The sequence below is a fragment of the Vibrio sp. 10N.247.311.14 genome, assembly GCF_041467715.1.
GTDB lineage: Bacteria > Pseudomonadota > Gammaproteobacteria > Enterobacterales > Vibrionaceae > Vibrio > Vibrio crassostreae_C.
This window is the reverse complement of sequence record NZ_JBFSVE010000021.1, coordinates 22,258-36,684: the sequence shown is the minus strand read 5'-3', so window position 1 is coordinate 36,684 and position 14,427 is coordinate 22,258. Positions and strand designations below refer to the sequence as shown.

Here is a 14,427-nt window from a genome sequence, read left to right as displayed (position 1 = left end):
TGATGTGGATATGAGATGTAAATATGATTAAAGGAATAAGTGGATTAGTGAGCAAGGCTCTACAAGGTTTTGCTGTGTCTGTGATGTTGGTTGTTAGCGTGCTCAGCCATGCCGAGAGCTTACCGAACAAATTGGAGAATATTGATTTTAGGGTCAATAAGGATAAAGACGCCGTCATCATTATTGAGCTGGCGACCAGCACAGCAGTGGTGGATGTTCAACGAGCTCAGGAAGGGTTAAGTATCGAGCTAATCAATACTCAAGTTGATGATGACAAGCTCTACCTGCTGGATGTGAAGGATTTCGCTACCTTGGTTGAAGGCATTGAAGTCTATAAAGAGACACCAAGCACTCGGCTTCTAGCGACGATTAGCAATGACTATCAGTATGAATACAACCTAAAGGGGCGCTTTATTGAGGTGGTGATCAGCAAACCGGTGCTCGATGAAGCGACCAAAGAAAAAAGCGTTCTAGAGAAAGAGGGCAAGCTGATATCGATTAACTTCCAGGATATCCCGGTACGAAATGTCCTGCAACTGATTGCCGATTACAATGACTTCAATCTCGTGGTGTCTGATTCGGTAGCCGGAAACCTGACGTTACGCTTAGATGGCGTACCTTGGCAGCAAGTTCTCGACATTATCTTGCAAGTTAAAGGCTTGGATAAGCGTGTTGATGGCAATGTTATCTTGGTCGCGCCGAAAGCGGAGCTCGACCTTCGAGAGCAACAAGCGTTAGAGAAATCGCGCTTAGAAGAGGAGTTAGGGGAGCTTAAATCGGAAATCATCAAGATTAACTTTGCTAAAGCCACCGACATCGCTGACATGATTGGAGGTGAAGGTGCGGTCAGCATGTTGTCCGATCGTGGTTCGATTACCATTGATGAGCGCACCAACTCACTGCTCATTCGTGAATTGGAAGAAAACATTGCCGTGATCCGAGGCATCATTGAATCGTTAGACATTCCCGTGAAGCAGGTACAGATAGAGGCACGTATTGTCACGGTTACTGAGGGTAATCTTGATGAGCTTGGCGTGCGCTGGGGCGTTTCCTCAACCAACGGAAGCTTCACCGTTGGTGGCTCAATCGAAGGTAACCACCCATCAGCGATTACGCCGTATGACGACGATAGCGGCAGCAGCGTGATTGATGACTATCTCAACGTCAATTTAGGGGCAACATCGCCGAACGCCTCGAGTATTGCGTTTCAGGTGGCCAAGCTGGGTTCAGATACCTTACTCGATCTTGAACTGTCGGCACTGCAACAAGAGTCAAAAGCTGAAATCATTTCTAGTCCACGCTTAATCACCACCAATAAAAAGCCGGCTTATATTGAGCAAGGTACTGAAATTCCTTACTTAGAGTCATCTTCAAGTGGCGCTACGTCGGTTGCATTTAAGAAAGCCGTGTTGAGTCTTAAGGTGACACCGCAGATCACGCCCGATAATCGTTTGGTATTGGATTTGAGCGTGACTCAAGATAGGCCAGGGCAAGTGGTAAAAACTGGAACCGGTGAAGCGGTCGCCATTGATACGCAAAGAATAGGTACGCAAGTGCTTGTTAATAATGGTGAAACTGTCGTGCTTGGCGGGATATTTCAGCACAGCGTGAGCAGTACAGTGGATAAAGTTCCTCTGTTGGGGGACCTGCCAGTTTTGGGCGCATTGTTCCGTCGCAGCTATGAAAATGTGGGTAAAAGTGAACTACTTATTTTTGTCACACCCAAAGTTGTGATTCAGTAATGAACAATTAGATTAAAAATAAAGTTGCATTAGTGGCACCTAACCTTGATAATTTCGGGTCTTATCACGAATTATCTGTGAGGAATCGGTGCCACGGGCCTTTTAATTTCAGTACTTGTACTGACCTACCTTGTGGCGATGTCATTGAATTAACGTTGTAAATTACTGCTAAAAACATGGCTGAGAAACGCAATATTTTTCTTGTTGGCCCAATGGGCGCCGGCAAAAGTACAATTGGTAGACACCTAGCTTCCCAACTTCATATGGAGTTTCTAGACTCTGACACTGTGATCGAAGAGCGCACTGGCGCAGACATCGCATGGGTTTTTGATGTTGAGGGCGAAGAAGGTTTCCGTAAGCGCGAAGAATCTGTAATCAATGATCTGACAGAAGAACAAGGTATTGTTCTTGCGACAGGTGGTGGTTCAGTGTTGAGCAAAGAAAACCGTAACCGTCTATCTGCACGAGGCATTGTTGTATACCTAGAGACAACAATTGAAAAGCAACTTGCTCGCACTAACCGCGACAAGAAACGCCCTCTACTTCAAACAGACAACCCGCGTGATGTGCTAGAAGATCTAGCTGTATCTCGCAACGCACTATACGAAGAAGTGGCGGACTACACAGTTCGTACTGACGACCAAAGTGCAAAAGTGGTAGCCAACCAGATCGTAAAAATGCTAGAAGAACGTTAAGTTCATTTTTTCGGAGAGCAAACCCATGGAACGGATTACGGTCAATCTAGCTGAGCGTAGCTACCCTATCTCTATTGGCGCCGGGTTATTTGAAGACCCGGCGTACCTTTCTTTTTTATCAGGTAAGCAGAAAGTTGTTGTTATCAGTAATGTGACAGTAGCGCCTCTTTATGCTGATAAAATTTTATCGCTATTGGATCAAGTCGGCTGTCAGACATCTCTTCTCGAGCTGCCAGACGGTGAACAGTACAAAACCCTTGAAACGTTCAATTCAGTGATGAGCTACATGCTTGAAGGAAATTACAGCCGCGATGTGGTGGTGATTGCTTTAGGAGGTGGTGTTATCGGTGACTTGGTCGGTTTTGCTGCCTCTTGTTACCAGCGCGGTATTGATTTCATTCAAATCCCGACGACCCTTCTTTCTCAAGTGGACTCTTCTGTCGGTGGTAAAACCGCAGTAAACCATCCTCTTGGTAAGAATATGATCGGCGCTTTTTACCAACCGAAATCTGTGATCATCGATACCAACTGTTTATCAACGCTTCCAGAGCGTGAGTTTGCAGCGGGCATTGCTGAGGTGATCAAATACGGCATCATTTACGATGAAGCCTTCTTTGATTGGTTGGAGCAGAATCTAGAGAAACTTTATCAACTTGATGAAGAAGCACTGATTACCGCGATTGCTCGTTGTTGTGCAATTAAGGCTGAAGTGGTGGCTCTAGATGAAAAAGAGTCAGGAATCAGAGCGTTATTGAACCTAGGTCATACATTTGGTCATGCGATTGAAGCAGAACTAGGTTATGGTAATTGGCTACATGGTGAAGCTGTGTCGTCAGGCACTGTAATGGCAGCTAAAACAGCTCAATTACAGGGACTGATCTCTCAGCAGCAACTTGAGCGAATTATTTCTATACTCAAGAATGCGAAACTACCAATCCATACGCCAGAAAGCATGTCTTTTGAAGACTTTATGAAGCACATGATGCGCGATAAAAAAGTGCTGTCTGGTCAGTTGCGTTTGGTATTACCAACAAGTATTGGTACTGCTGAAGTGGTTGCTGATGTGCCTCAAGACATCATTAAACAAGCGATCGATTTCTGCCGTACTCTTTAAATTTGGTTGTGAGGTTGCCTAGCTAAACTCTAGGCAACTGAAGCGTTTTACTGATCGATCTTATCAGTAGGGATCCCCAATGAGTTTGGCTCATGAATTAAGAGTATTAGAGTTAGAATCTCAAGTTGAGCTGCTAGAGCGCTTACAGCTTTTGACTAACTTTGGTTCAAACCTTGTGACGGTGGCGGGCAAAGCTGGCTCTGGCCGATCTTGGTTGGCTCAGCGTTATCTTGAAGCATGGTCGACAGAAAAAAATCAGTGTTTACTGCTTTGTCATCCAAGCCAAGACGATCAACAACGCCGTGCGCTCATTCTTAGCCAAATTGTTTCTGATCCCCTGTTTAATCAACATGATTCTTTATCGGATAGCCTAACAAGGTTACTGGATGGAGAACCGTGTAATGTGGTTATCGTCGTTGATGATGCCCAACGACTTTCTGAGCTATTGGTATCCGAATTATGGATGTTGGTACTGGAAGCTCAATCAAACCCTCAATGGACGATCAATATCGTTCTCTTCTCGGAACCTGGCCACTTAGATACGTTATTAACGCGTTTGAGCTACGGTCAACAACACAAACCTATCGATCTTGAGATCGATGACCTTTCGCAACCAGAAGCTGAACATTTCTTTGAATCACTGGTGATTCGATATGTTGATGATGAGTCTGAAACTTGCGTGCGACGTGCGTTTAATAAAGCGCAACCTCTGCCCGGTGAGTTAATGGCTTTAGGAGAATTGAAAGTGGAAAAAAGGATTATTATTCGCTCAATTATTGGCTCACCCATCAATATCGCGATTGTGGTGGCCTTGCTGTTGATTTTAATTGGTGGTGGTTATTGGTGGATGTTCAGTCAACCAACCCCTGACGATAAAGCGCAATCTCTTATCGCTCCGATTGAACAGACAGCTATCCCAACTTTTGAAGTGGAAAGTGGTACCGAGCAAGCTGGAATCGACGGAATGGACGATTCTGAAGCCGAAGCTGACATGAGTTATCAAGGTGCTGATGACGACAGCTCATCTTTGCCACCGACTGTCGTTGAAGATACCGCGAGTGTTGGAGAAGTCGAACAAGATCAGCAGCGTGTCGTAATCACCTCTGATGTGGTTGATGCCTTGCTTGATGATAAACCTGAAAGTGCCGATACCAGTGCGATTGATGCTGCTGTTGAAGAAAACACAGGTGCCGCGGTGAGTTCGCAATCAGATGCAGACAAAGTGGAGTCACAGCCTTCAGCCGATGAAGCAACAGACCTAACACAGTCCACGCCACCGACTAAGAAAATTACATTCTCATTTTCTCGCGAAGAGTTACAAGCTATCTCTCCGCGAGCTTATACTTTGCAGTTGAGTGCGATGACCTCATTGGACGACGTACAGTCTTTCATTGAAGAGTATGACCTTGAGAACAAGGTTCGTATTTACCCAACACTTCGCAACGACACCAAGTGGTTTATTATCACTTATCAAGATTACCCAACGATTCAAGTGGCGAGAGACGCGGTAAGTGCGTTATCAAAACCCCTTCAACAGTTGGAACCTTGGGCAAAATCGATGAATCAAGTGCATCGAGAGATAGAACGTGCGAAATAACCCTGAGCTTAGCCTCAAAATATGTTACATTCCGCAGCCTTATTTTTGAGTTGATAGATAGAGCAGTAAATGAAAAAGCAGCGTGCCTTTCTAAAATGGGCTGGTGGTAAATATGGCCTAGTTGAAGACATCCAACGTCACCTGCCACCTGCTCGTAAATTGGTAGAACCGTTTGTCGGTGCCGGCTCAGTATTTCTGAATACTGACTTTGAACAGTACCTGCTTGCAGATATCAATCCCGATCTTATCAACCTGTACAACCTGCTTAAAACCGATCCTGAAACTTATATCACGGAAGCGAAGCGCTGGTTCTGTCCTGAGAACAACCGTAAAGAAGCCTTCTTAGATATTCGCGCTGAGTTCAATGGTACAGATAACGTCATGTATCGTTCATTGGCTTTCTTGTATATGAACCGATTTGGCTTCAATGGCCTATGTCGTTACAACAAGAAGGGCGGTTTTAACGTTCCATTTGGTTCTTATAAAAAACCTTACTTCCCAGAAGCTGAGCTGGAATTTTTTGCCGAGAAAGCGAAAAAAGCCACCTTCGTCTGTGAGGGATACCATGAAACCTTTAGCCGCGCGCGCAAAGGCTGTGTGGTTTACTGCGATCCTCCATACGCACCACTGTCGAACACGGCAAACTTTACCTCTTACGCAGGTAATGGCTTTAGCTTAGATGACCAAGCTGCACTGGCGGATGTTGCTGAAAAAGCAGCGATGGAACGAGGCATCCCTGTCTTGATCTCAAACCATGACACCACCTTAACGCGCCGTTTATACCATGGTGCAGAACTGAACGTGGTCAAGGTTAAGCGCACCATTAGCCGTAATGGCGCAGGGCGCAATAAAGTCGATGAGTTACTGGCACTTTTTCATAAAGAGAAAAACCAGCAACACGCTTCAGAAGAATTGTAGCGGCCAGCATAACCCTCGAACTCATTAAATTGAGTGACCAACGGGTACTTTCATAAACTAATCTTTCGAACTGCTAGGATCTGCTTAGTTGCTTAGGTAGAATTGCACACCAAATAGTCTTGGAATTGAGTCTTGTATTTGTATATGAGATGTCACAAGGCGGTGATATTCGCAATTTACTCACTCTTAAGAGGTTTGGTATGAAAGATTTTCTAATCGCTCCATCGATTTTGTCTGCAGATTTTGCTCGTCTTGGTGAAGACGTAGAAAAAGTACTCGCAGCTGGTGCTGATGTTGTGCACTTCGATGTGATGGACAACCACTACGTACCTAACCTGACTTTTGGCGCGCCTATCTGTAAAGCGCTGCGCGACTACGGTATTACGGCTCCTATCGATGTTCACCTTATGGTTAAGCCAGTAGACAGCATCGTGCCTGAGTTTGCTAAAGCCGGCGCATCAATGATTACCTTCCACGTTGAAGCTTCAGAGCACATCGATCGCACTCTACAGCTAATCAAAGAGCACGGCTGTAAAGCGGGTGTGGTTCTTAACCCTGCAACGCCGCTTTCTTGCTTAGATTACATCCTAGACAAAGTAGACATGATTCTACTGATGTCTGTGAACCCAGGCTTCGGCGGTCAATCTTTCATTCCGCACACGCTAGATAAACTACGTGCTGTTCGTAAGCTGATTGATGAGTCAGGCCGTGACATTCGCCTTGAGATTGATGGCGGCGTGAAGGTTGATAACATCCGTGAAATCGCAGAAGCGGGCGCAGATATGTTCGTTGCGGGTTCAGCTATCTTCAATCAACCAGATTACAAAGAAGTGATTGATGAGATGCGTGCAGAGCTTGCAAAAGTAAACGCATAATCGTAAAACTACAGATAGATTGAATATTAAGGGGCTAATTTGCCCCTTTTTTACGTCTTATAGCTCAACTCATAAGACGAACATAATAAATAGGAAAGTAAGATGTCATTAAGCTCAATAAAACTGATCGCCTTTGATTTGGATGGAACCTTGTTAGACAGCGTGCCTGATTTGGCCGTTGCTGCTGACCAAGCTTGTCAGGAGTTGGGTTTCCCTTCAGTGAGCGAAGAACAAGTTCGCGACTACGTAGGTAATGGAGCTGATGTTCTTATCGGACGTTCACTCAGCCGTAACTTGACGGTTGACCCAAGCCTAGAGCCAGAGCTACTGAAAAAAGCACGCATCCTGTTTGATGATTTCTATGAGCAGGGCGGTCACAAGCTAAGTCACCTTTACCCATCGGTTAAAGAGACGCTGGCTGAGCTGGATAAAGCCGGCTTCACTATGGCGCTGGTTACCAACAAGCCATCGAAGTTTGTACCAGACGTACTGGCGCAACACGGTATTGATAAGTACTTTGTTGATGTGTTGGGTGGCGACTCTTTCCCAGAGAAAAAACCGAACCCAGTCGCTCTGAACTGGTTGCTAGAAAAGCACAATGTAAAAGCGGAAGAGATGTTGATGGTTGGCGATTCAAGCAACGACATTAAAGCGGCTAAGAATGCAGGTTGTCACTCGTTTGGTCTGACTTACGGTTATAACCACGGCGAGCCGATTTCAGCATCAAACCCTGACTATGTCGCGGATAACGTCGCGCAATTACTAGATGTCGTTCTAGTTTCAGCATAAAGCGGACAAAAGTTAGCTAACCTACTAGCAAAATACTTATCAATGAGTACACTGGATGAGCCGTACAGAAGAGCTGTGCGGCTTTTCTATATTTAAGTTAAGAAGCTAAGCGTTCAATAAACTTAGCGAATAAGCAAAGGAATTAAAACCATGAGCAAGCCCATCGTATTGAGTGGTGTTCAACCATCTGGTGAACTAAGTATCGGTAACTACTTGGGTGCTCTACGTCAATGGCAACAGATGCAAGATGATTACGATTGCCAATACTGTGTTGTAGACCTTCACGCAATTACGGTTCGCCAAGATCCGAAAGCACTGCATGAAGCGACTCTAGACGCACTAGCAATCTGTCTTGCTGTCGGTGTTGATCCAAAGAAGAGCACGCTATTTGTTCAGTCACACGTACCAGAGCATGCTCAACTTGGTTGGCTTCTTAACTGTTACACACAAATGGGTGAACTGAGCCGTATGACTCAGTTTAAAGATAAGTCTGCACGTCACTCAAACGACGTAAACGTAGGCCTATACGACTACCCAGTGTTGATGGCTGCAGACATCCTGCTTTACGGTGCTCACCAAGTACCTGTAGGTAGCGACCAGAAACAACACCTAGAGCTAGCGCGTGATATCGCAACTCGCTTCAATAACATCTACGGTCCTGAAACGCCAATCTTCCAAGTACCAGAACCTTACATTCCAACAGTGAATGCACGTGTAATGAGCCTGCAAGACGCGACGAAGAAGATGTCTAAGTCGGACGACAACCGTAAGAACGTGATTACTCTGCTAGAAGAGCCTAAGTCGATCATCAAGAAGATCAACAAAGCGCAAACCGATGCAGAAACACCACCACGCATTGCTCACGATTGGGAAAACAAAGCGGGTATCTCTAACCTAATGGGTCTGTACTCTGCAGCGACGGGTAAAACGTTCGAAGAGATCGAAGCGCAGTACCAAGGCGTTGAAATGTACGGTCCGTTCAAGAAAGACGTAGGCGCAGCATTGGTTGAGATGCTTGAGCCGATTCAAGCTGAATATCACCGTATCCGTGCTGACCGTGCCTACATGGACGCAGTAATGAAAGCCGGTGCTGAAAAAGCCTCTGAACGTGCTGCAGTGACACTGAAAAAAGCATACGAAGCAGTAGGTTTTGTTACTCGCCCATAGGGTGAACTAACACAACTCGCTTGAGAATTTGAGCCCAAAGTAGCTGTTGTTTACTTTGGGCTTTTTCATGCCCATTCCATTTGCCTTCCTCGAAACCCCCTTGTTTGAATTGATAATTTACCCAGTATTTAGCTAGCATATCCATCGCTGTAATGCTGTGCAGATGATCTTATTTGGTACCCTCAAGCTTTATAAAATTACACTCGTTTCTATATATGTTGGAAATATATAACGTGCCAAACAATTGATGATTCCAAAGTGATAAGTTCCTCATTTTCTTGCCAACTGACTTATTCCTTTCATAAATAAACCTGATAGTTACCACAAAATACATGACTGCCCATAGATGGCAGTGACTATAACTCGATGAACTCAGGTGAAACGGATGGCTCTTTTACACAAACCTTCATTGCTAGCAGTGGCAATTGGTAGCTTGTTAACTACAAGCGCACACGCTGATTTGTTTATTTCACAATATGTGGAAGGCGGCAGCTATAACAAAGCGGTTGAGATTGCCAATAGTGGCGATAGCAGCATTAGTTTAGATGGTTACTCATTGGCGAAATCTGCCAATGGCAACGGATCATGGGGTGCCACTTTACCTTTAGATGGACACGTTTTAGCACCCGGTGAAGTACTCGTGGTCGCACATTCTAGTGCGAGTGATGAGATTAAAGCTCAAGCTGACATCATTAATGCCTCTATCGCCAATCATAATGGTGACGACCCGCTGGCTATCTTGAATTCAGACGGCTCGGTACATGATGTTGTTGGTTTGATGGGCGATGTGGACTGGGGCAAAGATGTTACTTTGGTTCGTGCGACACAAACACCTTCTGCGACGTTTGATGCTTCACAATGGGTATCGCTACCAAAAGACAGCATTGAAGGCCTAGGTTCACTAGACAGCGTTGAACTGCCAGAAGCGTTCACTTGTACACAAGATGGCTCTGACCCAGTATTCACCACCATTCAAGAAATCCAAGGTGAGGGCGCTACATCGCCATTCATCGATGGCTACCCATACATCACCGACGATGAATATTTCGTAAAAGGTGTGGTAAGTGCGGTAACAACAGGCCTAACTAAAGGCTTCTACCTGCAAGCACTTGAGGATGATTTCAACTCAAGCACTTCTGAGGGTCTATTTATTCATACCAACCAGTCGAGCTCAGAGCTAGTAGCCGGTGATGTAGTGTGTGTGAAAGGCAAGGTTCAAGAATACTACAGCCACACTCAGCTGAAAGTAGAAAACAACCAATGGCTAAAACAGGGCGAGCAGCAGGCACCTGAAGCTACGGCGATTGAAGTGCTAGACAGTGACGAGAACTTCGCTGCAACGCTTGAACGCTACGAAGGCATGTTGGTGAAAACAACCGAAGCGCTTGATATGCGTGTGACGCGTGCCTTTGGTTATGACTACGCAGGTCGTCGTAACAACATGGTACTGGCGCATGAGCGTATTAACATGCAGCCGAACCAGCTTTTCGCCGCGGGATCTGACGAAGCGAAGCAGCAAACTGAAGACAACGCAGACCGCCGTCTTTTCGTTGAAACCGATCAAAAAGCGGCTGATGGACAAGTCCCTTTCTACCCAGATTTTGGCCGCACTGATATCGACCAAGATGGTTCAACAGAAGATTACATCCGCATTGATGACACCATTGTTGGCCTAGAAGGCGTGCTGACTTACAGCTACGGTGAGTACCGTTTAATTGCGACTAACCAGATCTCGGCTGAAAACTATGTGCGTAACGATCCGCGTACCGACAAACCAGACATGGATGAAGGCGACCTACGTATTGCGACCTTCAACGTATTGAACTACTTCAACTCTCCATTTGGTGGCGACGCGAATCAGCACGGCAATAACCGTGGCGCGAACACCATCACTGAGTTTGAGATGCAGCAAGAGAAGATTGTGAACGCGATTCTTCGCTTAGATGCAGACATCATTGGCTTGATGGAAATTGAGAACAATGGCTTTGGTGAAGGCTCTGCCATTCAGCAACTTGTAAACCAACTGAATGATCGCATTGAGCGTAAGAAAGACCGTTATACCTTTGTGGCTGTCGACTCGAACGAAGACGGCGTAACCGACGAGATGGACTCTATTGGTACTGACGTTATCACAACGGGTGTTATCTACCGTAAGAAGGTGGTTAAGCTTAAAGACAGCCGTGTTATCGCGATGCCAAGCCAACAAGCACCAGAGGTGTTAGACGATTCAGGCAAGGTGATTGAAGACGGTAAGAACTACCAACGTGACTCATTGGCGCCAACCTTTAAAGTTAAAGGCACCAAAGAGAAACTCACCGTAGCGATCAACCACTTTAAATCGAAAGGCTCTAAGTGTTGGGAAGATGCTGCTCCGATTGAGCAGGGCGGCCAAGGCGGCGTTGATGCCGATAAGCAAGGTTCATGTGAGAACTTCCGTGTTGCTGCGGCGGTTGCATTAGGTGAAGCGCTCGATGGCATCAAAGGTCACAAAGTGATCCTGGGTGATATGAATTCGTATGGCATGGAAGATCCAATGTTGGTGCTAACGGATTACTCTGAAGAGAAATACGGAAAGCAAATTAAAGCGGCGCGTAACACTTACATTGATGGTGTTGAACAGTTTGGTGATAGCGGTGCGGTGATTACTAAGAACTACGGTTACATTAATGCTGTAGCTCAAAAGCACCCAGACAGCTGGAGCTACTCATACAATGACGAAGTGGGCGCACTGGATCACCTGTTGATCAGCGAAAGCCTGAAAGATAGGGTTGTCGATGCTACCGATTGGCACATTAATGGTGGTGAATCGACGTTGTTTGACTACAACGAAGAGTACAAAGGCGATCTGCCTAAGTACCAAGATCACTTCCGTTCATCGGATCATGATCCTGCGGTTCTTGAGTTAAGAGTCGGCGGTTCATTCGGCTTGGGTGCATTGATGTCATTGTTTGGCCTGGCAATGTGGCGTCGTCGCAAGTAGCTAAACTGTAAGTAGATTGGCTTGCCATACAAGCAAGCCAATTCAGATAACTTAACGCTATCTGTAAACAATTAAGGTCAACCTAGGTTGGCCTTAATTATTGGCGAAATGCAGTTTCCACTTGCCTTTCGCTATGGGTATTGCACAATACCGCCCCTATATCTCCCAATCCTTTAGTATTTAGCAAACGATTTCGACTCATGTTACTTATCATCGATAACTACGACTCCTTTACTTATAACTTGTATCAGTATTTCTGTGAGTTAGGGGTAACTGTAAAAGTTGTACGCAACGATGAGATTGATATTGCGGGCATCGAAGCACTGAATCCTAGTCACCTTGTTATCTCGCCGGGTCCTTGTACACCGGATGATGCGGGAATCTCTCTGCAAGTTATAGAACACTTCGTTGGCAAGCTGCCGATCTTAGGTGTGTGTCTTGGTCATCAAGCCATTGCTCAAGTGTTTGGTGGTGAAGTGGTGAGAGCCAGACAAGTGATGCACGGTAAAACCTCGCCAATACGCCACAATGGCAAGAGTGTTTTTCAAGGTCTCAATAACCCTCTGACTGTGACACGTTACCACTCACTCGTGGTGAAAAATGGCACGCTACCAGACTGCTTTGAGCTGACGTCTTGGACGGAGTTTGAAGATGGCAGCATGGATGAGATCATGGGTTATCAACACAAAACCTTGCCGATTGATGCGGTGCAATTTCACCCTGAATCGATTAAAACAGAGCAAGGACACCAGCTTCTCGCTAACTTCCTAGCACGCTGAGTGTTTAAATTTGACTCTTTCTCCGTCTAAATAAGCCAGTTTAACGTATTCCATTACCCGTTAAGCGTTTAAATTCGGGCGCTACGCGTCTTCATCCCTCTGACGCCGATCACTTTTTATAACATTTCTCCCTCGTCAGGCTAAGTTTTTAGCCTATGCAAAATTATTCGCGTTATTTCGTCTCGAACCCAATATACCGCAATGCCAGTAAGGCTTTGCTGTTGCTGGTTATACGTTTAGGTAAAAAAAGCTTCATAAAACAGATTAATTGATGCATAAATAGTCATAGGTAGTGACGTTTAGCTGGTTGTAAGGGATGGCTAAAGAATAATCTACTATTGAAAAGGTTAATTAAATGTAAATATAATGCTGCAGCGGGATTATGGCGAGACAAAATATCTTTGTCTCACTTATGAACCATTACGCTTATTTGCGAAGCTTGCGGTATCGAGAAGGAATGTACGATGACAGTGGAAAATAAAGTAGAACGTAGTCTGTTTAATGAGGTGATGGTGCCTTGTTATAACCCAATGGAAATGATCCCAGTAAAAGGGGAAGGCGCACGCGTTTGGGACCAACAAGGCCGAGAGTATATCGACTTTGCTGGTGGTATCGCTGTGAGCTGTTTGGGTCACTGTCACCCAGCAATGGTTAATGCTGTTACCGAGCAAGCAAACAAGATTTGGCACCTAAGTAATGTAATGACTAACGAACCTGCACTGCGTCTAGCGAAGAAGCTAACTGACGTATGTTTTGCAGAAAAAGTATTCTTTGCGAACTCTGGTGCAGAAGCGAACGAAGCAGCACTTAAGCTAGCTCGTCGTTGGGCTGCGGATGTTCACGGTCCTGAGAAATCTGAAATCATTGCATTCAAACAAGGTTTCCACGGTCGTACTTTCTTTACTGTAACCGTTGGTGGTCAAGAAGCTTACTCAGATGGCTTCGGTCCAAAACCTGGCGATGTAACTCACCTACCTTACAACGATATTGCCGCTCTAGAAGCGCATATCTCTGATCGCACTTGTGCCATCATGATGGAACCTCTGCAAGGCGAGGGCGGTATCATCTCTCCAACGGCTGAGTTCGTGAATACGGTTCGTGAACTGTGTGACAAGCACAATGCATTGTTGATTTTTGATGAAGTACAAACAGGTAATGGTCGTACTGGTAACTTCTATGCTTACCAAGGTCTGGGCGTGACGCCAGACATTCTAAGCACAGCGAAGTCTCTAGGTGGCGGTTTCCCTATCGGCGCAATGCTGACGACGTCTGAACTGGCTACACACCTTAAGGTTGGTACGCACGGTTCTACATACGGTGGTAACCCACTGGCGTGTGCGGTAGCTGAAGCAGTGGTTGACGTAGTTAGCCAACCTGAGACTCTAGAAGGCGTAAAAGAGCGTGAAGCGCTATTCCGTGATGGTCTAACTAAGATTAACGACAAATACCAAATTTTCAGTGAGATTCGTGGTAAAGGCCTATTGTTAGGTGCTGCACTGAATGACGAATGGCAAGGGCGTGCGCGTGACGTATTAGTAGCAGCAGGCGAGCAAGGCCTAATGGTACTGGTTGCGGGTGCAAACGTGGTTCGTTTTACTCCATCACTGGTTATCACTAAACAAGAAATTGAAGAAGGTTTATCAACACTAGACAAAGCAATCGCTACGCTAGTTTAGCCTGAGCGGCGTCATAGGAATGATCGCCATTAGAGCGATCTCATGACGTACTGCTAAAGGCCCAAGCTTCTGGTTTTGGGCCTATTTTGCATCTG

At 45.6% G+C, this 14,427-nt stretch carries 11 protein-coding genes; all 11 read left to right on the top strand.

What is annotated here, in order from left to right:
- The first annotated feature begins 23 nt into the window (after positions 1–23).
- The 11 genes from AB6F11_RS09925 to AB6F11_RS09875 all read left to right on the top strand — a co-directional run bounded on the left by AB6F11_RS09925 (position 24) and on the right by AB6F11_RS09875 (position 14,332).
- The gene (locus AB6F11_RS09925) at positions 24–1,742 is read left to right on the top strand and encodes a type IV pilus secretin PilQ (RefSeq protein WP_032545762.1); all 1,719 of its coding nucleotides are present in this window, start codon (positions 24–26) and stop codon (positions 1,740–1,742) included.
- A gap of 176 nt (positions 1,743–1,918) precedes the next feature.
- Positions 1,919–2,437 (top strand): shikimate kinase AroK, encoded by a 519-nt coding sequence (aroK, locus tag AB6F11_RS09920; protein ID WP_017061125.1) that lies wholly within the window; start codon positions 1,919–1,921, stop codon positions 2,435–2,437.
- A gap of 25 nt (positions 2,438–2,462) precedes the next feature.
- On the top strand, positions 2,463–3,551 hold the full coding sequence (gene aroB / locus AB6F11_RS09915) for a 3-dehydroquinate synthase (protein WP_017061124.1): 1,089 nt from the start codon (positions 2,463–2,465) through the stop codon (positions 3,549–3,551).
- Positions 3,552–3,630: 79 nt separating this feature from the next.
- A complete protein-coding gene (locus AB6F11_RS09910) occupies positions 3,631–5,148 on the top strand; it encodes an AAA family ATPase (RefSeq protein ID WP_017068836.1) in 1,518 nt (505 codons plus the stop codon).
- 69 nt (positions 5,149–5,217) lie between these two features.
- The gene (locus tag AB6F11_RS09905) at positions 5,218–6,066 is read left to right on the top strand and encodes a Dam family site-specific DNA-(adenine-N6)-methyltransferase (protein WP_017061122.1); all 849 of its coding nucleotides are present in this window, start codon (positions 5,218–5,220) and stop codon (positions 6,064–6,066) included.
- Between the two features lie 200 nt (positions 6,067–6,266).
- Positions 6,267–6,941 (top strand): ribulose-phosphate 3-epimerase, encoded by a 675-nt coding sequence (gene rpe / locus AB6F11_RS09900; RefSeq protein ID WP_010435263.1) that lies wholly within the window; start codon positions 6,267–6,269, stop codon positions 6,939–6,941.
- A 102-nt stretch (positions 6,942–7,043) separates the two neighbouring features.
- Positions 7,044–7,730 (top strand): phosphoglycolate phosphatase, encoded by a 687-nt coding sequence (locus AB6F11_RS09895; RefSeq protein WP_017061120.1) that lies wholly within the window; start codon positions 7,044–7,046, stop codon positions 7,728–7,730.
- A gap of 150 nt (positions 7,731–7,880) precedes the next feature.
- On the top strand, positions 7,881–8,897 hold the full coding sequence (gene trpS / locus AB6F11_RS09890; protein WP_016796005.1) for a tryptophan--tRNA ligase: 1,017 nt from the start codon (positions 7,881–7,883) through the stop codon (positions 8,895–8,897).
- A 385-nt stretch (positions 8,898–9,282) separates the two neighbouring features.
- A complete protein-coding gene (locus tag AB6F11_RS09885) occupies positions 9,283–11,877 on the top strand; it encodes an ExeM/NucH family extracellular endonuclease (protein ID WP_102393036.1) in 2,595 nt (864 codons plus the stop codon).
- 200 nt (positions 11,878–12,077) lie between these two features.
- Entirely contained in the window at positions 12,078–12,656 is a 579-nt protein-coding gene (locus AB6F11_RS09880; protein WP_009848915.1) for an aminodeoxychorismate/anthranilate synthase component II, read from the top strand.
- 464 nt (positions 12,657–13,120) lie between these two features.
- Complete coding sequence (locus AB6F11_RS09875) at positions 13,121–14,332, top strand: aspartate aminotransferase family protein (RefSeq protein WP_102393035.1); 1,212 nt, start codon at positions 13,121–13,123, stop codon at positions 14,330–14,332.
- Positions 14,333–14,427 lie beyond the last annotated feature (95 nt).